The following is a 22,121-nucleotide window of genomic DNA, read 5'->3' on the forward strand; positions in this document are numbered from 1 at the left end:
CGACCAGCCACGACGAACCCGCACCCGCCCGGCCGCGCGTACGGCCACGGACCGGACCCGCACGACCACGCACGCGGCCCGCACGCCCCACCCGCGACCGCCGGACGGCTACGGCAGCCACCCCGCCCGCCGGGCCGCCGCGACCGCCTCGCCGCGGGTGCGCGCGCCCAGCTTGCGCATGGCCGACCGCAGATACCCCTTCACCGTCTCCGCGCCCACCCCCAGCCGCTCCGCCGCCGCCGCGTTCGTCGCCCCGGCGGCCACGCACGCCAGCACGTCCACCTCGCGCGGAGCCGGCCGCACCCCGCCGGCGGGGCCCGCCCCCGCGGCCAGCATCCCGCAGGCCCGCAGCAGTTCGTCCCGCAGCCCGGGGTCCGCGATCCTCGGCGCCAGCGTCCGCAGCGCCGCGTGCGCCTCCCGCACCCGCTCCCACGCCGCGGACCCCGCCGGATCCGGCGCCGGCTCCGGCCGGGCCGCCGCCAGCAGCTCGCCCGCCTCGTCCCGCAGCAGCAGCGCCTGCTCCACGTCGCGGGCCGCCTCCACGGCCGCGCCCAGCGTCCGGTCGCCCAGCGGCTGGGCCGCGCGCAGGGCGCCGTACAGCACGCCGCGCACCCGGCGCCGCACCACCACCGGCACCGCCACCACCGACCGCAGGCCCTCGGCTGCGACGGGAAGGTCGTACTCGTGGCTGATCTGCCGGGAGACGGAGTAGTCGGTCACGGCGCACGGCCGGGCGAACGCGACCGCCTTGCCGCCCAGCCCGTTGCCGGAGGTCACCGCGAGCGCGCTGAGCGCGGCCGTCGCGGTGCCGCTGAGCTCACTGATGCGCACCTGCCGCCGGCCGGACTCCACCAGTCCGCCGAAGGCGACCGGCAACCCGGTGGTGCGCCGCAGCCGCACCAGGGCACCGCGGATCTCCACCCCGTCAGCCGCGTCCACCGCCACTGCGCTCACTCCTTCGCGGCCCGTTCCGTCGCGCACACCCCCGTTCGGGGGTAGTGAGACCTGCATCACGGATTACACGATGGCAGAGAGCCGCCCGGCAATGGTCCGGCACCGAGGAGGACAGATGACGACGGCGACCGAGCTGTTCCGCAGCGCACGCGACTTCCTGCTGGAACACCGTGCGGACTACGCCACCGCCTACGAGGGCTTCACCTGGCCCCGGCCCGAGAACTTCAACTGGGCGCTGGACTGGTTCGACGTCATCGCCGAGGGCAACGAACGCACGGCGCTGCACATCGTGGAGGAGGACGGCTCCGAGGTCCGCGTCTCCTTCGCGGAGATGTCCGCCCGTTCCGACCGCGTGGCGAACTGGCTGCGCGAGCGCGGCGTCCGCCCGGAGGACCGCATCCTCGTCATGCTCGGCAACCAGGTCGAGCTGTGGGAGACGGCCCTGGCGGCGATGAAGCTGCGCGCCGTGGTCATCCCCGCGACCACGCTGCTGGGCCCGGCCGACCTGCGCGACCGGGTCGACCGCGGCCGGGTGCGGCACGTCGTCGCCCGGGCCGGGGACACCGGCAAGTTCGACGACGTGCCCGGCGACTACACGCGCATCGCGGTCGGCGGCACGGACCGGGCCGGCTGGCAGTCGTACGAGGACGCCTCCGCGGCCCCCGCCGGCTTCGTCGCGGACGGTCCCACCGCCGCCGACGACCCGCTGATGCTGTACTTCACCTCGGGCACGACCGCCCGCCCCAAACTGGTCGAGCACACCCACGTGTCCTACCCCGTCGGGCACTTGGCGACGATGTACTGGGTCGGCCTGAAGCCGGGCGACGTGCACCTCAACATCTCCTCGCCCGGCTGGGCCAAGCACGCCTGGTCGAACCTGTTCGCGCCGTGGAACGCCGAGGCGACCGTCTTCCTGCACAACTACACCCGCTTCGACGCGGCCCGGCTGATGGCCGAGATGGACCGGGCCGGGGTGACGACCTTCTGCGCGCCGCCGACGGTGTGGCGCATGCTCATCCAGGCCGACCTGTCGCAGCTCGCCACCCCGCCGCGCGAGGTCGTCGCCGCCGGGGAGCCGCTGAACCCGGAGGTCATCGAGCAGGTCCGCCGGGCCTGGGGCGTGACCATCCGGGACGGCTTCGGCCAGACCGAGACCGCGGTCCAGGTGTCCAACAGCCCGGGACAGGTGCTGAAGACCGGTTCCATGGGCCGCCCCAGCCCCGGCTACCGCGTCGAACTCCTCGACCCGGTCACCGGCGCCCCCGGCGCCGACGAGGGCGAGATCGCGCTCGACCTGTCGGAGAACCCCGTCGGCCTGATGACCGGCTACCACGGCGACCCCGACCGCACCGCCGAGGCCATGGCCGGCGGCTACTACCGCACCGGCGACATCGGCGCCCGGGACGCCGACGGATACCTCACCTACGTGGGCCGGGCCGACGACGTGTTCAAGGCCAGCGACTACAAGATCAGTCCCTTCGAGCTGGAGAGCGCCCTGCTGGAGCACGAGGCGGTCGCCGAGGCGGCGGTCGTGCCGGCCCCCGACGAACTGCGGCTCGCGGTGCCCAAGGCGTACGTCGTCCTGGCGGCGGGCTGGGAGCCGGGCCCGGACACCGCGAAGGTCCTCTTCGAGCACTCCCGCGAGGTCCTCGCCCCCTACAAGCGCATCCGCCGCCTGGAGTTCGGCGAGCTGCCCAAGACCGTGTCCGGCAAGATCCGCCGCATCGAGCTGCGCGAGGCCACCGCGGCGGGCTCGCAGGACGAGTACCGCGAGGAGGACTTCCGGTGACCGCGCTCTCCTACGCCCACGGCACCAGCGACACCCCCCTGCTGGGCGACACCATCGGGGCCGACCTCGCCCGGACGATCGCCGCCCACCCCGACCGCGAGGCCCTGGTCGACGTGCCGTCCGGCCGGCGCTGGACGTACGCCGAGTTCGGCGCCGCCGTCGACGAGGTGGCGCGCGGACTGCTGGCGAAGGGTGTCGCCAAGGGCGACCGGGTCGGCATCTGGGCGGTCAACTGCCCCGAGTGGGTCCTCGTCCAGTACGCCACGGCCCGCATCGGCGTCGTCATGGTGAACGTCAACCCGGCCTATCGCGCGCACGAGCTGGAGTACGTGCTCAACCAGTCCGGCATCAGCGTGCTGATCGCCTCCCTGGCCCACCGGAGCAGCGACTACCGGGCGATCGTGGACGAGGTCCGCGGCAGGTGCCCCGCGCTGCGGGAGACCGTCTACATCGGCGACCCGTCCTGGGACGCGCTGACCGCGGGCGCCGCCTCCGTGCCGCCCGAGCGGGTCGAGCGGATCGCCGCCGGGCTGAGCTGCGACGACCCGGTCAACATCCAGTACACCTCGGGCACGACGGGCTTCCCCAAGGGCGCCACCCTCTCCCACCACAACATCCTCAACAACGGCTACTGGGTGGGACGTACGGTCGGCTACACGGAGCAGGACCGGGTCTGCCTGCCCGTCCCCTTCTACCACTGCTTCGGCATGGTCATGGGCAACCTGGGCGCCACCTCCCACGGCGCCTGCATCGTCATCCCCGCCCCCTCCTTCGAGCCGGCGGCGACGCTCGCGGCGGTCCAGCAGGAGCGGTGCACGTCCCTGTACGGCGTCCCCACCATGTTCATCGCGGAGCTGAACCTCCCCGGCTTCGCCTCCTACGACCTCTCCTCGCTGCGCACCGGCATCATGGCGGGATCGCCCTGTCCGGTGGAGGTGATGAAGCGGGTGGTCGCCGAGATGCACATGGAGGAGGTCTCCATCTGCTACGGCATGACCGAGACCTCCCCGGTCTCCCTGCAGACCCGCATGGACGACGACCTCGAACACCGCACCGGCACCGTCGGCCGGGTGCTGCCGCACCTCGAGGTGAAGGTCGTCGACCCGGTGACCGGCGTGACCGTGCCCCGCGGCGAGGCCGGCGAGCTGCGCACCCGCGGCTACAGCGTGATGCTCGGCTACTGGGACGAGCCGGAGAAGACCGCGGAGGCGATCGACCAGGGCCGCTGGATGCACACCGGGGACCTCGCGGTGATGCGCGAGGACGGCTACGTGGAGATCGTCGGCCGCATCAAGGACATGATCATCCGGGGCGGGGAGAACATCTACCCGCGCGAGGTCGAGGAGTTCCTCTACGGACACCCGGGTATCGCGGACGTCCAGGTCGTCGGCGTGCCGCACGAGCGCTACGGCGAGGAGGTCCTCGCCTGCGTGATCCCGCGCGACCCCGCCGAACCGCTGACCCTCGAGGAACTGCGCGCCTACTGCGACGGGCAGTTGGCCCACTTCAAGGTGCCGAGCCGGGTGCAGAACCTGGACGCCTTCCCGATGACCGTCTCGGGGAAGGTGCGCAAGATCGAATTGCGGGAGCGGTACGGGGCGTGAAGCGGAGTCCTGCCTCTCGGTATTGAGCGGCGCGGAGCACCGGTTCGCCCGCCAAGTCTCGTGATCACCCGTTTTGATTCAGTAGACATGTGCGCGAACTGTTGTTTGTATACGGGGAGTTGGGAACGACATCGGCGCGGCTCGGGGGGTGCGCCGGCTCCGCGCACGAGGATCCGCTCACCCCTCAGGGCTGCCTGCCCAGTGAGGAAATAGGTTGAGACGTATCACTCGTACCGGTGCGGTCGCGTGTCTGGCCGCGGCCGTCGTCGCGGCCTGGTCCGCCGCTTCGTCCTCGTCGGCCGGGCCGACGCCGCCCGCGGCCACCACCGTCGCCGACGAGGCCCCCGGCTACGCCGTCGAGGACTTCAACTACCCCGGCGCCGACAAGATCAAGCAGGAGAAGAACATCGTCCTCAAGCGGGGCGACGGGCACATCGTGCTGGCCGAGTGCGGCAGCGAGGCCGGCCTGCTGGAGATCTGGGCGCACTACCGCACGGACCACATCTGCTTCCGGGTCACCGGGGACAGCGGCTACCTCAGCCTGGAGATCCCCGCCGTCTACGGCATCAGGGGCGCCGCCGACCAGACGGCCGACGTGACGATGACCGCCGACGACGACGAGTCGCACTACACGGTCCCGGCGGGTGCCCTCACCTCGGTGGGCGAGTCCGTCGAGAACGACGGCCGTGACCACATGCTCGTGGAGATCTACACCAGCAAGTAGCCCTGCCGCACCGCCCGAAGCCCCTGCCGCGGCACCGGGGCCGACCGCGACGCCCGGGCCGACGACGTCACCACCGGCAGTGCCGGGCCCACCCCTGCGCCGGAGGCGGCAGGGACCCGGCCGGTGCCCGCGGCGGCCCGTCGCCCGAGACCGGCCCGACAACCCCCACCACCCGCCGTCCAGGGCGCAGCCGGCCCGTCGACCCGCCGCGGTCTCAGATCAGTTCCGCATTTCCTCGTCTTCATCTTCCGCTGTCGGAGGCCCCCACGCCCCGCCGTGGCGCCGCCGTCGGCTGTCGACCGATCGGGAGTAGGACTTTGAACACGACGTACTGGAGCAGACGCCGGGTCTTGAACGTGGCCGCCGTCACGACGGCAGCCGCGGCCCTCCCCCTCGTCACCACCGCCCGGGTCTTCGCCGCAACAGCCGACACGGGCGATGCCCCCAACCTGCCGTCGCTGCCGGACACGGCCCGTGCCAGGGCCCTGACCGCGTGGCAGACCGGCGGCAAGGCGACCCGGGCGGCCGCTGCCGCCGCGCTCGTCGGCACCGACGCCGAGGTGGAGGAGTTCGTCGCCACGACGCTGCCCGCCACCGTCGCCGAGGACAACCGCGTCGCCCTCTTCAGGTCGCTCGCCCTCGCCGGCAAGGGCACCACCGCCGCGGTCACCCGCGCTCTGACCGGCGGGGACGCCGAGATCGAGGCCTTCCTCGCCGGTGGGTACAAGGCGGCCCAGGTGGAGGACATGAGCGCCCTCACCTTCATGCTGAGGGCGCAGGGCGGCAGGGGCGTGCAGGCCGCCGCCGACACCGCGCTGAACGACGGCTCCGGCGAAGCCCTGCTGAAGTTCATCACCGACACGCAGTTCAGCGCGCGTCTCTCGGACGAGACCGCCGAGGTCTTCAAGATCCTCAGCGGTGCCGGGCCCGAGCTGACGAAGTACGCGCAGCGCGCCCTGGACGACGGCAGCGCGGACGCCATCCGCTGGTTCCTGGAGACCGGGCAGAACATCGCCCGGGCCCGCGACGACGAGGCCGCGACCATCGAGCAGCTCGTCGCCGTCACCGAACGGCAGTCGAAGCGCGCCCAGTTGTCGACGGAGAAGGCGAAGGAGGAGTCGGACAAGGCGAAGGAGGCCGCAGCCAAGGCCAAGGCGGCCGCACAGGAGGCCGCGGCCGAGGCCCAGGCCGCAAAGGAGGACGTGGCCAAGTCCGCGGCCGCCGCGCGCAAGGCGGCCAGTGCCGCCAAGGGCGCGGCCAATGCCGCGGCCACCGCCATCTCCGCCTCCTACGCGGCACAGACCGCGGCCCGCAAGGCCGCCTGGGCCGCCCACGCCGCGACCTCCGCCGCGGCCACGGCCGCGCGCGCCGCCTCCACGGCCTACCAGGCCGCCATGGCCGCGTCCAAGGACGCGGCCAAGACGACGGCGGCGAGGAACGCGGCCATCGCGGCCCGCAACGCCGCGGACAAGGCCCGTTCGGCCGCGGCGGCCGCGGGCCAGGCGAAGATCGCCTCCGACCAGTCGGTCGCGGCCGGCAACTCCGCGGCCGCCGCCGCACGTGATGCCGCGGCCGCCGCCAACGCCTCCGCCACCGCGGCCGGTGCCGCCGGCGTGGCCAAGTCGGAGGCCGCCGCGGCCCGTGCCGCGGCCCTGCAGGCGGACGCGCAGGCGGCGCGCGCCACCCGCGCCGCCTCCGCGGCGCAGTCCCTGGCCAACTCCGCTTCGGTGGCCGCGGCGGCCGCTCGCGACGCGGCCAACTCCGCGGCCGACCACGCGGACAAGGCGGCCGACGCCGCCGACGAGGCCGTGAAGGCCGCGGGCAAGGCCGTCGACTTCGCCAACAAGAGCACCGCCTGGGCCGCCGACGCCCAGCAGGCCGCCGACGCCGCCGTCAAGGCCGTCCTCGACGCCCAGGAGGTGGAGAGGAAGGCGCGCGAGGCGGAACTCGCGAAGCTCGAGGAGTACGCCGAACAGGGCAAGGCGGAGGCCGTCGAGCTCGCCGCGCTCGAGAAGGAGGACCTGGAGAAGTCCCGCAACCAGCTGACCCAGCAGCAGGCCACGGACTCGGCCACGCTGGACCTGATCGCGGAGGCGGAGAAGGCGTTCGCGGCCGGTGACCGCGCGAAGGCCGTCGAGCAGGGCCGCAAGGCCTGCCTCAGTCTGCTCTCCTCGTGCGGCACCTGGACCCGCGAGGCCGCGTCGTTCGCGCTCGCCGCCGGTGAGGAGTCGGTGCTGAACTGGATCGACACCGACCGGACCATCGCGCAGTCGCAGGACGACCGCGAGACCGTTCTGTTCCTCGCCCAGGTCTCCTCGCCCAACGTGGCGAGCGCGGCCCAGGCGGCGCTGGCGTCCCCGGACGAGGGCGCCGCCGCGGGGTTCCTCACCAACGGCGCGATCGAGGCGGCCAAGGACGAGCAGACCGCGGCGATCTTCCGGGTCCTCGCCCAGAACCCCGGCCGGATGGTCACGCAGGCGGCGACCGAGGCCCTCAACGACGGTTCGGCGAAGGCGGTGCACGACTTCTTCGCCGTCAAGTACGGGCCGGCGCTGGCCGAGGACGACAACGTGGCGCTCTTCTCCACGCTCGACTCCGCGGGGCCGTACACCAAGACGGCGGCGGCCGTGGCGATCGACGGCCCCAGCTGGATGCGCCGCAACTTCGTGACCACCGTGTACCCGCGGATGCTGCAGCTCGACGCGGACGCCGCCGCCCACATCGCGGCGATGCAGGCCCTGCTCGCCCACGCCGCCAAGCTCGCCCAGGACGCCGTCACCAACGCGGCCTACGCGCAGAAGGTGGCCGCGGAGGCCCGCAAGGCGGCCGACGACGCGCAGAAATGGGCGACGGCCGCCACCAACTCCGCCAAGCAGGCCGATGTCTACAAGCAGCAGGCCGACGCCCACGCGGACGCCGCCGAGAAGTCGGCACAGGAGGCCCAGGCCTCCGCGGACAAGGCGAAGAACGCGGCTCTGACCGCCCGCACCGCCGCCCGGCACGCCAACTACTCGGCCAACCAGGCGACCGCGGCCGCGGCCGCGGCGGTGGTGTCGGCCAACAACGCCCAGGCGTCGGCCAACGCCGCCGCCGCCTCGGCGGTGCAGGCGGGCAAGGACGCGAAGGAGGCGGCGGCGGCCGCGTCCGAGGCGAAGCAGATCGTCGCCCAGAAGCGCAGGCAGGAACAGATCGAAGCGGCCAGGAAGGCCGCGGAGGCTGCGGAGGCGGCCAAGCGGAACGGCGTCGACCCGGCCGACAACGCCGACAACGACGGGGCGAAGTCACCGGGCACGTTCCTCGGCGCCGACAAGGACGAGTGGCGGGGCGCCGCCGACACGCTCGGCACCATCTCCACCTGGACGGGATACGCGGCGGCGCTCAGTCTCCTGGTCCCGCCGCCGGCCGGCGAGGTCCTCTACGGGGCCTTCGGCGGCGTCTCGCTGATCACGGGCGTGGCCAGCACCGTCATCTACGGCTTCACCGACGGCATCACCTCCGAGGCGTTCCTCACCTCGGCGTTCGGCGTCGCCGTCGGCATCTACACGACCGGGCTCCCGTGGGGCAAGTTCGGGGGCACGGTCGGTGCCATCGACGACGCCTTCCGCGGACTCGGGGCCGGTGCCATGTCGGTCGGCGTGCAGGCACGGCGCGTGGGGGCGGCGGTCCTGTCCCCGGCCACCAGCGCTGTCGTCGGTGCCGGAAAGGCCGTGGGCGATGCCGTCAGCGATACCTGGCACGATCTGACGCCGTGGTAATCGGCGAATGATAACCTCCGGGGCGGGATTCAGTGTTCGGCAGAGAAAACATCGTGTTCCGCCCCTGGAGGATTCCCGACCGTGTCCGCCCACCTTTCCACAGGTCACTGGGCCGCCATTTCCGTAGGCGCCACCGTCGTCTACGCGGCGGCGATGCTGTGGGCCATGCCGACGCCGAAGGCCAGGCGGCGCATGGTCCTCGCCCCGCTGGTCGGCTGGCTGTTCCTGCTGCCCAACGCCGCGGTGAAAGGCTATTCCGTACCGCGCACCCTGTACGTCTACAGTGGCGTTCTCCTCATGTTCGTCATCATGTTCGTGCCGGTCGCGAAAAAGATGGCCGCCGATATCGCGGAACAGGAAGAAAAACCCTGGGACAAGGTGCCTCTCAATACGTTCTCCCTGTACTGGATTCTTGGATCGGCCACGATCTGTACAGGAGCAGGGGCTTATCTCTGGCAATTTGTCGAGTAGTTGTCCAGAATCACGATCTTCCGGCGATTTCCTGCCGGCACCGAACCACGAGGAGTCACCCGTGCGCCGCACCGAAGCCGTGTGCCACACCAGATCCGTGCGCCTCGCCGCACTGGCCGTCGCCCTGACCGCGGGTTCCGCGGTACTGACCGCGGGACCCGCCGCCGCCGTCACCGGTCCCGCCGCGGCGGCCTCCGACACCACGCACGCCTACACGGCGCAGATCGTCGTCGGTTCCCACGACCGCGGATGCTCCGGGGTCCTGGTCGACGCCGAATGGCTCCTCACCGCGGCCAGTTGCTTCGCCGACAAGCCCGCCGAGAGCCTTGCCGTGCCCGCGGGGAAGCCGGCCCGGACCACCACCGCGACCATCGGCCGCGCCGACCTCACCGGCAGCGGCGGCGCGGTCCGCACGGTCGTCGAGTTGGTACCCCGCACGGACCGCGACGTGGTCCTGGCCCGGCTGAACCGCCCGGTCACCAACGTCACCCCCGTCGCCCTGGCCACCGCCGCCCCCACCGCCGGGGAGGAGCTGACCCTCGCCGGCTACGGGCGCTCCAAGACCGAGTGGGCGCCGCTGAACCTGCACACCGGCACCTTCTCCGTGGGTACCGCCGACGCCACCACCGCCACGGTCACCGGCAAGGACGGCGTGGCAGCGTGCATGGGCGACACCGGTGGTCCCCTGGTCCGCACCGTGAACGGGACGCCGCAGCTGGCCTCCCTCATCAGCCGCTCCTACCAGGCCGGCTGCTTCGGCATCGACGCGGCCGAGACCCGCACCGACGGCATCGCGAGCCGGGTCGACGACCTGGGTTCCTGGGTGAAGTCCACTGTGGGCGCCCCGCCCGTCACCGACTTCAACTGCGACGGCGTCGAGGACATCGCGATCGCCGACCCGACGGCGACCGTGGGCGGCGACGCGAAGGCCGGCCTGGTCCGCGTCGTCTACGGCGGCGGCAAGGGCAACGCCGAGATCACCCAGGACCTGGACTGGGTCTCCGGCGGTTCCGAGGCGGGCGACCAGTTCGGTGAGGCCATCGACGTCGTGGACTACGACGAGGACGGTTGCAGCGACCTCGTCGTCGGCACCCCGCGCGAAGACCTCGGCACCGCCGCCGACGCCGGCATGTTCGACGTCCTGCACGGGGCGCCCGGCGGCCTGGGCACCGGCACGGTCAAGGACACGCACTTCGAGCAGGGCGCCGGCAACGGGTCCATCGCCGCCTCCACCCCCGAGGCCGGTGACCTCATGGGCCAGGCGATCGCCGCCGGAACCACCGCGGCCGGTGAACCCTTCCTGGTGGTCGGCACGCCCGGTGAGGGTCTCGGCGACGCCGCCAAGGCGGGCGAGGCCTTCTACGTCAGCGGCGGCACCAACGTCTCCGTGCACCAGGACCGCCTCGACGTCCCCGGTGCCGTGGAGGCCAACGACGGCTTCGGCGCGGTGGTCGCGGCCGACGCCAACCACATCGCGATCGGCGCGCCCAACGAGAACATCGGCGGCGACGACGCGGCCGGCAACCTCGCGGTCTTCTCGCACACGCTGAACAGCGAGAAGCGGCCCACCCCGCTGTTCGGTCTCGACCAGGACCTGGACACCGTCGCCGGCGGAGCCGAGGCCGGCGACCGCTTCGGCGCCGCCCTGGCCCTCGCCCCGTACCGCCCCTCCGGCGCGGCACGCGCCAACGAGTCGATCCTGGCGGTCGGTTCACCGGGCGAGGCTCTGAGCATCAACGGTGCCAACAAGGCGGAGACGGGCAATGTCCTCACCTTCCGCGTCACCGCCGCGGGTACCTACAACCAGATGAACAACTACTACTCCGGCACCGCCGAGGACGACGTCTCCGGCGCCTCCGAGGCCGGTGACCACTTCGGCGCCACCCTGACCGCGGTCAACACCGCACCGCGCGAGGTGAGCACCACGGCGACCATGAAGCTGGCCGTCGGCGTCCCGGACGAGGCCCTCGGCACCACGGCGAGCGCGGGCGCGGTGCACGTCTTCTCGCTCCTGGGCAAGCCCGGCGACAACGACAAGTGGATCGAGTCCGGCGACGGCGACGGCATCCCCGGCACCCCGGGCGCCAACCAGCGCCTCGGCTCGAGCCTCCACTTCACCGGCACCCACCTGTACGTCGGCATGCCGTACGGCCCGACCAGCACCGGCGCGCTGTACGCCCTGCCCATGTCCAACGTGACCCTCGGCGAGACCAACGCCGCGGCCACCGTCTACCGGCCGGGACAGGGCGGTCTCCCCGCCGCCGGCACCACCTTCGGGTACGCGGCGCGGTAGTCACCGCGTCAGTTCTCAGCCGGCCGTGGCGTCCAGCGCCACGGCCGGCGCGTTTGCCGGGTGCGGCACGCCGGACGGGTCGAGCACGAACAGCGCGACGTCCAGCAGGTCGGCGCGGGCGCGGGCCTGCACGGAGTACCCGGCGAGAGAGAAGTACACCCCCCGTGCCGAGTCCGCCATGGCCGTCAGCCACAGGCACTCCACGTCCCGGACCGAGGCCGGGCCTCTCGCTTCCACCTGGACGGCGATGCCGGGCGCCGCCAGGCCGACGCCGGACAGCGGCCACCGGTCGGCGCGGCGCACCTCCCGGTGTCCGAGCCCGCGCAGATGCAGGACGGCGGCGGTGACCGCGTCGCGGGCCGTGCGGACGGGGACGGCCCGGTGGGCCGGGGCCCGTGAGCCGGGGGAGCGCCCGGTGCGGCCCGCGGCCGCGGGGTCCACCGGCACGCACAGCACCGTGCCGCACGGACAGCCCAGTTCCGGGCGCGGCCACCGGCCCTCGGTCCCACAGGCCGTGCAGCGCACGTCGATCCACTCCTCGTCCCACACCCGGTGGGTCACCGCGGTGGCGGCCCCGTGCGGGTCCAGCTCGGGGGGCGACGGGCGCCCCGCACGCGCAGGGGTACGACGGCGCCGTGTAGCGGTGCCGGCGCCCGCAGGCGGTGCAGCACACCGGGATCCCTTCGGACATGACCCCCATCGTCCTCTCTTGACGGCCCCGGGCCACCCACTTACATTACTTCCAGATCGTAGAAAACAAATTTCGCTATACGGAAGTTGCTACGGAAGAAGCTCACCGCGGGGCGCGACGGGAGTGCGAATCCGGCAGCCGGAGCAGGAGTACTCGATGGCTCGTATGACCGCTGCCCGAGCGGCAGTTGAGATCCTCAAGCGCGAGGGCGTCACCGACGCGTTCGGTGTGCCGGGCGCGGCGATCAACCCCTTCTACGCGGCGCTCAAGGCCTCCGGCGGCGTCCATCACACGCTCGCCCGCCACGTCGAGGGCGCCTCGCACATGGCCGAGGGCTACACCCGGACCAGCGCCGGCAACATCGGCGTCTGCATCGGCACCTCCGGACCGGCCGGCACCGACATGATCACCGGCCTGTACTCGGCGATCGGCGACTCGATCCCGATCCTGTGCATCACCGGCCAGGCCCCGACCGCGGTGATCCACAAGGAGGACTTCCAGGCCGTCGACATCGCGTCCATCGCCAAGCCGGTGACCAAGATGGCCGTCACCGTCCTGGAGGCCGCGCAGGTCCCCGGCGTCTTCCAGCAGGCGTTCCACCTGATGCGTTCCGGGCGGCCGGGCCCGGTCCTGATCGACCTGCCCATCGACGTCCAGATGACCGAGATCGAGTTCGACCCGGACACCTACGAGCCGCTCCCGGTCTACAAGCCGGCCGCCACCCGCGCCCAGGTCGAGAAGGCGATCGGCATGCTCAACGCCGCCGAGCGCCCGCTGATCGTGGCCGGCGGCGGTGTCATCAACGCCGACGCCGCCGACCTGCTGGTGGAGTTCGCCGAGCTGACCGGCACCCCGGTCGTGCCGACCCTGATGGGCTGGGGCCTGCTGCCCGACGACCACGAGCTGAACGCCGGCATGGTCGGCCTCCAGACCTCGCACCGCTACGGCAACGCGACGTTCCTGGAGTCGGACTTCGTCCTCGGCATCGGCAACCGGTGGGCCAACCGCCACACCGGCAAGCTGGACGTCTACACCGCCGGGCGGACCTTCGTCCACGTCGACGTCGAGCCCACCCAGATCGGCAAGATCTTCGCCCCGGACTACGGCATCGCCTCCGACGCCAAGGCCGCGCTGGAGCTGTTCGTCGAGGTCGCCCGGGAGCTGAAGGCGGCCGGGAAGCTGCCCGACCGCTCCGCGTGGGCCGCCTCGGCGCAGGAGCGCAGGGCCACGCTCCAGCGCCGTACGCACTTCGACGACATCCCGATCAAGCCGCAGCGCGTCTACGAGGAGATGAACAAGGCCTTCGGCCCGGAGACCCGGTACGTCTCCACCATCGGCCTCTCCCAGATCGCCGGCGCCCAGATGCTGCACGTCTACCGGCCGCGGCACTGGATCAACTGCGGCCAGGCCGGCCCGCTCGGCTGGACGGTCCCCGCCGCGCTCGGCGTCGCCAAGGCCGACCCCGGAGCGCAGGTCGTGGCGCTCTCCGGCGACTACGACTTCCAGTTCATGATCGAGGAACTGGCCGTCGGCGCGCAGCACAAGATCCCCTACGTGCACGTCCTGGTCAACAACAGCTATCTGGGCCTGATCCGCCAGGCGCAGCGGGCGTTCGACATCGACTTCCAGGTCAAGCTGGAGTTCGAGAACATCAACTCCCCGGAGCTGGGCGTCTACGGCGTCGACCACGTCAAGGTCGCCGAGGGCCTGGGCTGCAAGGCGATCCGGGTGACCGACCCGGGCGACCTGGGCGCGGCCCTGGAGCAGGCCAAGAAGCTCGCCGCCGAGCACCAGGTCCCGGTCGTCGTCGAGGCCATCCTGGAGCGGGTCACCAACATCTCCATGTCGGGCACCAACGACATCGGCAACGTCGTGGAGTTCGAGGAGATCGCCACCGAGCCGGGCCACGCGCCCACGGCGATCCGGGCGCTGAAGGCCTGATCCGTACGACCCGCACGGCCTGAGAGGGCGGTCCGTCCCCCGGACGGACCGCCCTCCCGTATGTCCGGGGCCGCTCAGTCCCCGCCGCCCCCGCCCCCCGAGCCGCAGCCGCCCGCATCCGTGTGGCCCCCGCCCCAGTCGCCCGAGATCGAGTCCTCGTACTCGTCCCGCCACCGGAGGAACCTGCCCCGGCCCAGTGAGAACCGCACCCCCTCGGCCGGGGCGCCCGGGTCCGCCAGCCCGGCCCGCAGCGCGAAGCGCGGCAGGAGCATGCGCAGGGCGGCATCGCCGTGCAGGGCGACCGCGAGCAGCGTGTCCTCGTCGGTCAGCCCGTGCCTGGTGGCCGGCAGCGGGTACCGCTCCCGCCAGAACGCCACCCGGCGGCGGGCACCGCGGGTGGGCCCAAGCAGGGGGTAGCGCAGCAGCCCGTCCTCCGCGAGCGGGATGCGCGTCAGGGCCAGTGCCAGGCGCACGTCCGCGTGCCGGACCAGCTCGCGAGCGGTGAGCGGCTCGCGCAGACAGTCCAGGACGGTGCCCTCGAACGGCCCCAGTCCCTCCGGCTCCGGTCCCGCCGCGCACAGCGTCCTGCGCGGGCCGGTCTCGACGGCTCCCCGCAGGTGCAGGGCGACCACCGCCACCGTGACGGCGGCTCCCGGACCGCCGCCCAGCAGAGCGATCTCGTGCGGTTCCCAGCCGATCTCCGTGGCACCGTCCATGCCCTCACCCCCGTGTGTCCGGGGATGTGCCCGTCACGGGGGGTGGTTCAAGCGCGCGGCCGGGATTCTCAGAGGAAGAGTTGAGGGAGGCGCACGGACGATCAGCCCTCGTGGTGCTCGTGCAGCCCCGGCCAGTCGTCCGGGCCGCCCCCCTGCCACTCGACGAGGTCGCTGCTCGCGACGTCGGTCACGTACAGGTCGGCCAGTCGCAGGATCTCGGCGACGTCGTCGAGGTGCGAGGCGACCCCGAGCGTCTCCTCGTCCGAGGTGACCCGGCGGGAGCCGTCCAGGGCCGCGGGACGGACCACGATGTGCGGATGCTCCGGTGGATGTGCCATGACTCCAGGTTGCTGCGGCCCGCGGGGGACCGCACCCCCGGCCGGCACGCACGGGCGCCGGACACGGAGAGGCGCCGGATGCGGGACCCGCCGCCTCCCGCGCCTACCGGCCCGGTGAGGGTTTTTCGGAGCGGGGAGGATGCCCGGGTGGTTCCCGTCCGACGGCGCGAGGCTGGGCGCGACAGGTCGTTCGCGCCGCCGGACGGAGCTCTAGGGGGCCTCCCGAGCACGGGAGGCGGTGGAGGGGAACGGCTGGGACCGCGGCGGTTCACGACGGGTCCGGGCGGATCCTCCCCTCAGGTCGTAGGAGGAGCCCCCTGGCCCTTCACCACCGCACTGGCTCGTGGGCCGCCGCGGTCCTCGCCCTGCCCGCGCCGGCACCGGGCGGCCACCCCTCATCCGGGCCGTTCCGGTGCCTGCGCGGGCCGCGCACACGGTCCTGACCTCCCCGTCAGGTCCCGTGGGCGAGCTGGTGGATCAGTCCTCGCGCAGGGCGCGGACCGCCTCCTCCACGCGCTTGCCGTACTCCGGGTCGGCGGCGTGGAAGTGCGCGAGGTTCTTCTGGACCACGTCCTCGCGGGAGACCTGGGACAGGCCGCCGGCGATGTTGGCGACCAGCCGCGTCCTCTCGTCCTCGGACATCAGGCGGTAGAGCTCACCGGCCTGGAAGAAGTCGTCGTCCTTGGTGTGCAGCGGCGCCTCGTGGGTGCCGGTGTGGCCGGAGACGGCCAGCGGGGCGGCCAGCGGACGGCCGGTCTCGACCGGGCCGTCGTACGAGTTCGGCTCGTAGTTCTTCGCGGCACGGCCCTGGGAGTTGGACGCCATGAACCCGTCCCGGCCGTAGTTGTCCGCGCCGCCGGGCACGGCCTTCGGGGCGTTCACCGCGAGCTGGGTGTGGTTGACGCCCAGGCGGTAGCGGTGCGCGTCCGCGTAGGCGAACAGGCGGCCCTGGAGCATCTTGTCGGGGGAGGGGCCGATGCCCGGAACGAAGTTGTTCGGGGAGAAGGCGGCCTGCTCGACCTCGGCGAAGACGTTGTCCGGGTTGCGGTCCAGCACCAGCCGGCCCACGCGGCGCAGCGGGTAGTCGGCGTGCGGCCAGACCTTGGTCACGTCGAACGGGTTGAAGCGGTAGTTCGCCGCCTCGGCGACCGGCATGAGCTGCACGTGCAGGGTCCAGGACGGGCGCACGCCCCGCTCGATGGCCTGCACCAGGTCCGTCTGGTGCGAGGTCGGGTCCTGGCCCGCGAGCTCCTGCGCCTGCTCGGCGGTCAGGCAGCGGATGCCCTGGTCGGTCTTGAAGTGGTACTTGACGAAGAAGGACCGGCCCTCGGCGTTCGTCCACTGGTAGGTGTGCGAGCCGAAGCCGTCCATGTGGCGGTAGGACGCCGGGATGCCGCGGTCGCCCATCAGCCAGGTCACCTGGTGGGTGGCCTCGGGGGAGTGCGCCCAGAAGTCCCAGACGTTGTCCGGCTCCTGACGGCCCGTGAACGGGTCGCGCTTCTGCGAGTGGATGAAGTCGGGGAACTTGATCGGGTCCTTGATGAAGAACACCGGGGTGTTGTTGCCGACGAGGTCGTAGTTGCCCTCCTCGGTGTAGAACTTCACCGCGAAGCCGCGCGGGTCGCGGACCGCGTCCGCGCCGCCCAGCGAGTCGGCCACGGTGGAGAAGCGCAGGAAGACCTCGGTGCGCTTGCCGACGGTGCTCAGGAAGTCGGCGTGCGTGAAGCCGGTGACGTCGTCGGTCACCTCGAAGTGGCCGTAGGCGCCGGAGCCGCGGGCGTGCACCACGCGCTCCGGGATGCGCTCGCGGTTGAAGCGCGCGAGCTTCTCCAGCAGGTGCTGGTCCTGGATCAGGAGCGGGCCGCCGATGCCGGCGGAGGCGGAATTCTGGTTGTCTGCGACCGGGGCGCCGGACTCCGTGGTGAGAGTCCGCGTCGTGAGCACGCGCTGCGACATCGGGGACCTTCCGTGCGAGGGGTCAGCGGAAAACTGTTTCCGCTTCGTGGAGCCTAGGTTTGGGGTGCTGAGCACGTCAACAGTTTGTTGAAGTGGGTTCCGGGCGGCGCCGCCGCTCGGGCGCGACAGGACAGGTGTCAGCGGCGGCGCCACCCGGAGATCTCGGGGCGGTGCGTCAGACCTGGGCGCCGGACAGGCGCTCCACGGCCCGCAGCAGGGCCGAGTGGTCCAGGCCGCCGTCGCCCTGGGCGCGCAGGGAGGCGACCAGCTGGGCGACCACGGCGCCGACCGGCAGCGCGGCGCCCACGTTGCGGGCGGCGTCGGTGACGATGCCCATGTCCTTGTGGTGCAGGTCGATGCGGAAGCCCGGCTTGAAGTCGCGGGCCAGGAAGTTGTCCTTCTTCCGCGTCAGCACGGTCGAGCCGGCCAGGCCGCCGTTGAGGACGTCGAGGGCCGCCTTCAGGTCCACGCCCGACTTCTCCAGGAAGACCACGGCCTCGGCGCACGCCTGGATGTTCACGGCGACGATGAGCTGGTTGGCGGCCTTCACGGTCTGCCCCGAGCCGTGCGGACCGCACAGCACGATGGTCTTGCCGAGGGCCTCCAGGATCGGCTTCGCCTCGTCGAAGTCGGCCTGCCCGCCGCCGACCATGATGGACAGGACGGCCTCGATCGCGCCGGCCTCGCCGCCGGAGACGGGGGCGTCCAGGACGCGGATGCCCTTGTCCTCGGCGGCCTTCGCGAGGTCCACGGAGGTCTGCGGGGTGATCGAGGACATGTCGATCAGCAGCGCGCCGGACTTCGCGTTCTCCAGGATGCCGTCGGGGCCGTAGGCGATGGCCTCGACCTGCGGCGACGCGGGCACCATGGTGATGACGACGTCGGCGTCGCGCACGGCCTCGGCGATCGAGCCGGCCGCGGTGCCGCCGGCGGCGGCGAGGCGGTCCAGCTTGTCCTGCTCCAGCGTGAAGCCCGTGACCTGGTAACCCGCCTTGATCAGGTTCTCGGACATGGGGGAGCCCATGATGCCGAGGCCGATCCACGCGATCTTGGGAAGGTTGCTCATGATGGGGTGCCTCTCGAAAGAATCAGGGGTGTCAGCGGGCGGCGCGGGCTTCGCGGGGCAGCCAGTCGAAGGCCTCCGCGCTCGGGCGGTCGCCCGGCTTGTACTCCAGGCCCACCCAGCCCTCGTAACCGGCCTTCGCCAGCCGGTCGAGCAGCTCCTCCAGGGGGAGCGAGCCCGTGCCCGGGGCGCCGCGGCCGGGGTTGTCGGCGATCTGCACGTGACCGGTCTTCGCGGCGTACGCGTCGATCACCTGCGCGAGGTCCTCGCCGTTCATGGACAGGTGGTAGAGGTCCATGAGGAACTTGGCGTTGCCCAGTCCGGTGGCCTCGTTGACCTTGTCGACTACCTCGATCGCGGCCGGCGCCGACACCAGCGGGTACAGCGGCGACTCGGGCTTGTTGAGCGCCTCGATCAGCAGGACCGCGCCGATCCGGTCGGCCGCCCGGGCGGCGAGGACCAGGTTCTCCAGCGCGAGCCGGTCCTGCTCGGCCGGGTCGACGCCCTCGACGCGGTTGCCGTACAGGGCGTTGAGCGCGGTGCAGCCGAGCGACTTCGCGAAGCCGGCGGCCACGTCGACGTTGGCGCGGAAGCGGTCCGACTCCTCGCCGGGGACGGAGAGGGCACCGCGGTCGGGGCCCGGGAGCTGTCCCGCGTAGAAGTTCAGCCCGGTGAGCTGGACGCCCGCGTCCTCGATCGCCTTCTTCAGGGCGTCGAGCTCGGACTGCTCGGGGGTGGGGGAGTCGATCCAGGGCCACCACAGCTCGACCGCGGTGAAGCCGGCCGCGGCGGCGGCCGCGGGGCGCTCCAGGAGCGGGAGTTCCGTGAAGAGGATCGACAGGTTGACGTTGAAGCGCTGGTCTGCGGCGGTGCTCGACTCAAAACCTGGCATCGGGTGCCGCGCTCCCTTCCGTTGCGAGGGTGTTTCCGTAATGCGGAAGTTCGTTTCTGCTTAACGGAAGATTGCCGAAGTGGGACGGAGCTTGTCAAGAGGGGGCGGCGGGAATCGGGCACGGCGCGTTAGGTTGACCGCGTGCGATTGAGAGTGGAGTTCACGACCGAGCCCTTCGACCTCGACGAGGCGCCCGCCCACGCGGTCGTCGCGCGGGAGGTGGTCGAGGCGGCGGAGCTGGACGAGGTCGACGTCGGCCCGTTCGGCAACACCGCCGAGGGTGGTGCCGACGCGGTGCTCACCGCCGTGGACGCGCTGCTGCGCCGCTCCCTGGAGGCCGGCGCCACCCGGATCTCGCTCCAGGTGAACGTGGTCGAGGAGGGCGAGCGGTGACCGGCCCCGGTGAGGAGCCCTTCATCGCGGCCGTGAAACCGCTGATCGACGCCATAGGCGGCGAGCTGCTCCCGCCGGACGAGGCGGGCCAGGACGACGTCGTGCTCGCCTGGGAGGGCGCCGACGTCGTCGCCGTACGGCTGCCCCAGCTCGCCGACTCGCTGGACCACATCCTCGCCGCCATGGAACGCCGGCGCGGCAGGCCGCTGGCCGAACTGGACCGCAGGGCCAAACAGGAGGTCGTCCGCACCCTGGAGGCGCGGGGCGCCTTCGCCGTACGGCACGGCGTCGAGACCGTCGCGAGCGCGCTGGGCGTCAGCCGCTTCACCGTCTACAACTACCTCAATCGCGAGAAGGACTCCTGACCTGCACAGGAGCTCCACAGAGCGCGCCGCCGTCCGGTAACCGGGCGGCGGCTTTTGTTACCCCGAATTTTCAACAAAGTGTTGACGCGTTGTTTTCGAGGGCGTTAGCTATCGGCACGCCCGTTCAGCACAAGGCCACGGAGGCTCCCGTGACGTCCAGTTCAGCGTCGGGCCTGGCCCGTTTCAACGCATCCGAGGAGACCGCGGCACTCGCGGAACTCCACGAGGTGTGTGCCTCCACGGCGTGGGCCCGGCAACTGATCGCCGCCCGCCCCTTCGCCACCACCGAGGACCTCTTCACCGCGTCCGACGCCGCCACGGCAGAGCTGACCGCGGCGGACCTCGCGGAGGCGATGGCCGGGCACCCGCCGATCGGCCGCCCCAGGCCCGGCGACCCCACCTCCTCCCGCGAGCAGGCGGGGATGGCCGGGGCCCCCGCGGAACTGAAGGCGGAGATGCTCGAACTGAACCTGGCCTACCAGGAGAAGTTCGGCCACGTGTTCCTCATCTGCGCCACCGGCCGGACCGGCGAGCAGATGAGGGACGCGGCTCTGGAGCGGATCGGCAACCCGCCCGAGCAGGAACGGGAGATCGTCCGCACCGAACTGGGGAAGATCAACCGTATCCGGCTGGCCCGGCTGCTCGACACCGCCTGACCCGCCGCACGCCGACCGGCCTCGCCGCACACCGCCAGAGGACATCGCATGAGCACCGATACCACCGCTTCCGTGTCCACGCACATCCTGGACACCAGCGTCGGCCGCCCCGCCGGGGGCGTCGCCGTCCACCTCTCCGCCCGCGGCGGTCCCGAGGCGGACTGGCAGACGCTCGGCGGCTCCGCGACCGACGCGGACGGGCGGTGCAAGGACCTGCCGGCACTGCCGGAGGGCACCACCCACGTACGGCTCGACTTCGACACCGAGACGTACTTCGCCAACAAACAAGCCGCGGCCCAGCAGGACGCCCCCGCGCTCCGGGACAGCGAGAACCGCCGGCCGGTGTTCTTCCCCGAGGTCACCATCACCTTCGCGGTGGTGCCCGGTGAGCACTACCACGTTCCGCTGCTGCTCAACCCGTTCGGCTACTCCGTTTACCGAGGGAGCTGACCGACACATGACCCGTTTCGTCCTGGGACAGAACCAGTACGGCAAGGCAGAGAACCGCGTCGTAAAGATCACGCGTGACGGCGACACGCACCACATCAAGGACCTGAACGTCTCCGTCGCCCTGTCCGGCGACATGGAGGAGGTCCACCGCAGCGGTTCGAACGCGAACGTCCTGCCCACCGACACCACCAAGAACACGGTGTACGCCTTCGCCAAGGAGCACGGGATCGAGAGCGCCGAGGACTTCGGCGTCAAGCTCGCCCGCCACTTCGTGGACAACACCGAGTCCATCTCCCGGGCCCGCATCCGCGTCGAGGAGTACGGCTGGGAGCGGATCGAGACCTCCAAGGGCGGCGCCCGCTTCGTCGGCTCCGAGGAGATCGCGCACTCCTTCGTCCGCAAGGGCCAGGAGACCCGCGTCGCGGAGATCACCTACGACGGCCACGGCATCCAGGTGCTCTCCGGGTTCAAGGACCTGACCGTCCTGAACACGACCAACTCCGAGTTCTGGGGCTACCTGAAGGACAAGTACACCACCCTCAAGGAGGACTACGACCGCATCCTCGCCACCACCGTCTCCACCTGGTGGCGGCACAACTGGGACGGCATCGACTCGCACGCCCCGGACTGGGAGCGCTCGTACAGCGGGGTGCGCAAGCACGCGCTCCAGGCCTTCGCCGAGACCTACTCGTACTCGCTCCAGCAGACCCTCTTCGAGATGGGCGTGCGGGTGCTGAACTCCCGTGACGAGGTCGACGAGATCCGCTTCTCGATGCCCAACAAGCACCACTTCCGCTCGGACCTGTCGCCCTTCGGGATCGACAACGACGCCAAGGACGGCGCCGTCTACTACGCCGCCGACCGCCCCTACGGCCTGATCGAGGCCACCATCCTGCGCGACGGCGCCGAGCAACTCATCCCGGTCGACATGACCAACCTCTGACGCGGGAAGCGGGGCCCCCGCCCGCCCGCCCGGCCCCGGGGGGCGCCCCCCCCCGGGGGGCCCCCAGGGCCAGCCGGCGTAACGGCCCCCCCCCCGCCCCCGCGCCCCAAGTGTGATTTAAACAAAA

The 22,121-nt window shown here is 72.0% G+C and carries 18 protein-coding genes and 1 pseudogene; 12 read left to right on the forward strand and 7 right to left on the reverse strand.

Translation table 11 applies throughout. From position 1 onward, the window contains the following. Nucleotides 1-108: 108 nt before the first annotated feature. The gene (locus ACFWJB_RS12465; protein WP_385471204.1) at nt 109-945 is read right to left on the reverse strand and encodes a response regulator transcription factor; all 837 of its coding nucleotides are present in this window, start codon (nt 943-945) and stop codon (nt 109-111) included. A 124-nt stretch (nt 946-1,069) separates the two neighbouring features. Here ACFWJB_RS12465 and ACFWJB_RS12470 point away from each other — a divergent pair, with 124 nt between their 5' ends. From ACFWJB_RS12470 to ACFWJB_RS12495, 6 genes are all read left to right on the forward strand, one after another. Beyond that, nucleotides 1,070-2,743, forward strand: coding sequence for an AMP-binding protein (locus ACFWJB_RS12470; protein WP_386922016.1), 1,674 nt, complete (start codon nt 1,070-1,072; stop codon nt 2,741-2,743). Continuing rightward, on the forward strand, nt 2,740-4,347 hold the full coding sequence (locus ACFWJB_RS12475) for an AMP-binding protein (protein WP_385471199.1): 1,608 nt from the start codon (nt 2,740-2,742) through the stop codon (nt 4,345-4,347). The genes ACFWJB_RS12470 and ACFWJB_RS12475 overlap by 4 nt, the downstream gene beginning before the upstream one ends. 214 nt (nt 4,348-4,561) lie before the next feature. After that, nucleotides 4,562-5,071, forward strand: coding sequence for a hypothetical protein (locus ACFWJB_RS12480; protein WP_386922019.1), 510 nt, complete (start codon nt 4,562-4,564; stop codon nt 5,069-5,071). Nucleotides 5,072-5,427: 356 nt separating this feature from the next. Beyond that, complete coding sequence (locus ACFWJB_RS12485) at nt 5,428-8,826, forward strand: ALF repeat-containing protein (RefSeq protein WP_386922021.1); 3,399 nt, start codon at nt 5,428-5,430, stop codon at nt 8,824-8,826. A gap of 81 nt (nt 8,827-8,907) precedes the next feature. Next, the gene (locus tag ACFWJB_RS12490; RefSeq protein ID WP_386922023.1) at nt 8,908-9,297 is read left to right on the forward strand and encodes a hypothetical protein; all 390 of its coding nucleotides are present in this window, start codon (nt 8,908-8,910) and stop codon (nt 9,295-9,297) included. A 61-nt stretch (nt 9,298-9,358) separates the two neighbouring features. Next, the gene (locus tag ACFWJB_RS12495) at nt 9,359-11,590 is read left to right on the forward strand and encodes a S1 family peptidase (protein WP_386922025.1); all 2,232 of its coding nucleotides are present in this window, start codon (nt 9,359-9,361) and stop codon (nt 11,588-11,590) included. A 15-nt stretch (nt 11,591-11,605) separates the two neighbouring features. On the opposite strand, the pseudogene ACFWJB_RS12500 reads toward ACFWJB_RS12495, so the two are convergent. Continuing rightward, a pseudogene (locus ACFWJB_RS12500) lies at nt 11,606-12,290 on the reverse strand (hypothetical protein). Nucleotides 12,291-12,437: 147 nt separating this feature from the next. On the opposite strand from ACFWJB_RS12500, the gene gcl reads away from it, so the two are divergent. Then, nucleotides 12,438-14,222, forward strand: coding sequence for a glyoxylate carboligase (gene gcl, locus ACFWJB_RS12505; protein WP_386922027.1), 1,785 nt, complete (start codon nt 12,438-12,440; stop codon nt 14,220-14,222). A 74-nt stretch (nt 14,223-14,296) separates the two neighbouring features. Here the strand turns inward: gcl and ACFWJB_RS12510 are convergent, their stop codons facing one another. From ACFWJB_RS12510 to ACFWJB_RS12530, 5 genes are all read right to left on the reverse strand, one after another. Beyond that, nucleotides 14,297-14,938 (reverse strand): TIGR04222 domain-containing membrane protein, encoded by a 642-nt coding sequence (locus ACFWJB_RS12510; RefSeq protein WP_385463259.1) that lies wholly within the window; start codon nt 14,936-14,938, stop codon nt 14,297-14,299. Between the two features lie 101 nt (nt 14,939-15,039). Next, nucleotides 15,040-15,276: a hypothetical protein gene (locus ACFWJB_RS12515; RefSeq protein WP_385463256.1), complete on the reverse strand. Its 237-nt coding sequence runs from the start codon at nt 15,274-15,276 to the stop codon at nt 15,040-15,042. Nucleotides 15,277-15,753: 477 nt separating this feature from the next. Further along, the gene (locus ACFWJB_RS12520; RefSeq protein WP_385463254.1) at nt 15,754-17,232 is read right to left on the reverse strand and encodes a catalase; all 1,479 of its coding nucleotides are present in this window, start codon (nt 17,230-17,232) and stop codon (nt 15,754-15,756) included. A gap of 175 nt (nt 17,233-17,407) precedes the next feature. After that, complete coding sequence (locus tag ACFWJB_RS12525; RefSeq protein WP_385463251.1) at nt 17,408-18,298, reverse strand: 2-hydroxy-3-oxopropionate reductase; 891 nt, start codon at nt 18,296-18,298, stop codon at nt 17,408-17,410. A 31-nt stretch (nt 18,299-18,329) separates the two neighbouring features. After that, entirely contained in the window at nt 18,330-19,187 is an 858-nt protein-coding gene (locus ACFWJB_RS12530) for a TIM barrel protein (protein ID WP_386922030.1), read from the reverse strand. 141 nt (nt 19,188-19,328) lie between these two features. On the opposite strand from ACFWJB_RS12530, the gene ACFWJB_RS12535 reads away from it, so the two are divergent. The 5 genes from ACFWJB_RS12535 (at nt 19,329) to pucL (ending at nt 21,994) form a co-directional block, all read left to right on the forward strand. Continuing rightward, nucleotides 19,329-19,580, forward strand: a complete 252-nt coding sequence (locus ACFWJB_RS12535; RefSeq protein ID WP_107481878.1) for a hypothetical protein — start codon at nt 19,329-19,331, stop codon at nt 19,578-19,580. Continuing rightward, nucleotides 19,577-19,945 (forward strand): helix-turn-helix domain-containing protein, encoded by a 369-nt coding sequence (locus tag ACFWJB_RS12540; RefSeq protein WP_385463245.1) that lies wholly within the window; start codon nt 19,577-19,579, stop codon nt 19,943-19,945. Before ACFWJB_RS12535 ends, ACFWJB_RS12540 begins: the two co-directional genes overlap by 4 nt. 149 nt (nt 19,946-20,094) lie before the next feature. Then, nucleotides 20,095-20,601 (forward strand): 2-oxo-4-hydroxy-4-carboxy-5-ureidoimidazoline decarboxylase, encoded by a 507-nt coding sequence (gene uraD / locus ACFWJB_RS12545; RefSeq protein WP_386922032.1) that lies wholly within the window; start codon nt 20,095-20,097, stop codon nt 20,599-20,601. A 48-nt stretch (nt 20,602-20,649) separates the two neighbouring features. Next, a complete protein-coding gene (gene uraH, locus ACFWJB_RS12550; protein WP_385463239.1) occupies nt 20,650-21,051 on the forward strand; it encodes a hydroxyisourate hydrolase in 402 nt (133 codons plus the stop codon). Nucleotides 21,052-21,058: 7 nt separating this feature from the next. Further along, nucleotides 21,059-21,994, forward strand: coding sequence for a factor-independent urate hydroxylase (pucL, locus tag ACFWJB_RS12555; protein ID WP_385463236.1), 936 nt, complete (start codon nt 21,059-21,061; stop codon nt 21,992-21,994). The last annotated feature ends 127 nt before the right edge of the window (nt 21,995-22,121 follow it).

Origin of the sequence: Streptomyces sp. NPDC127100 (assembly GCF_042724095.1) — a bacterium.
In the GTDB taxonomy this organism is placed as follows: domain Bacteria; phylum Actinomycetota; class Actinomycetes; order Streptomycetales; family Streptomycetaceae; genus Streptomyces.

What these genes read in the sequence shown, in the direction of transcription:
- uraH (WP_385463239.1), top strand. Translation starts at nt 20,650, where the DNA reads ATGAGCACCGATACCACCGCTTCCGTGTCCACGCACATCCTGGACACC.
- ACFWJB_RS12530 (WP_386922030.1), bottom strand. Translation starts at nt 19,187, where the DNA reads ATGCCAGGTTTTGAGTCGAGCACCGCCGCAGACCAGCGCTTCAACGTC.
- ACFWJB_RS12470 (WP_386922016.1), top strand. Translation starts at nt 1,070, where the DNA reads ATGACGACGGCGACCGAGCTGTTCCGCAGCGCACGCGACTTCCTGCTG.
- ACFWJB_RS12515 (WP_385463256.1), bottom strand. Translation starts at nt 15,276, where the DNA reads ATGGCACATCCACCGGAGCATCCGCACATCGTGGTCCGTCCCGCGGCC.
- ACFWJB_RS12525 (WP_385463251.1), bottom strand. Translation starts at nt 18,298, where the DNA reads ATGAGCAACCTTCCCAAGATCGCGTGGATCGGCCTCGGCATCATGGGC.
- ACFWJB_RS12520 (WP_385463254.1), bottom strand. Translation starts at nt 17,232, where the DNA reads ATGTCGCAGCGCGTGCTCACGACGCGGACTCTCACCACGGAGTCCGGC.
- ACFWJB_RS12510 (WP_385463259.1), bottom strand. Translation starts at nt 14,938, where the DNA reads ATGGACGGTGCCACGGAGATCGGCTGGGAACCGCACGAGATCGCTCTG.
- gcl (WP_386922027.1), top strand. Translation starts at nt 12,438, where the DNA reads ATGGCTCGTATGACCGCTGCCCGAGCGGCAGTTGAGATCCTCAAGCGC.
- pucL (WP_385463236.1), top strand. Translation starts at nt 21,059, where the DNA reads ATGACCCGTTTCGTCCTGGGACAGAACCAGTACGGCAAGGCAGAGAAC.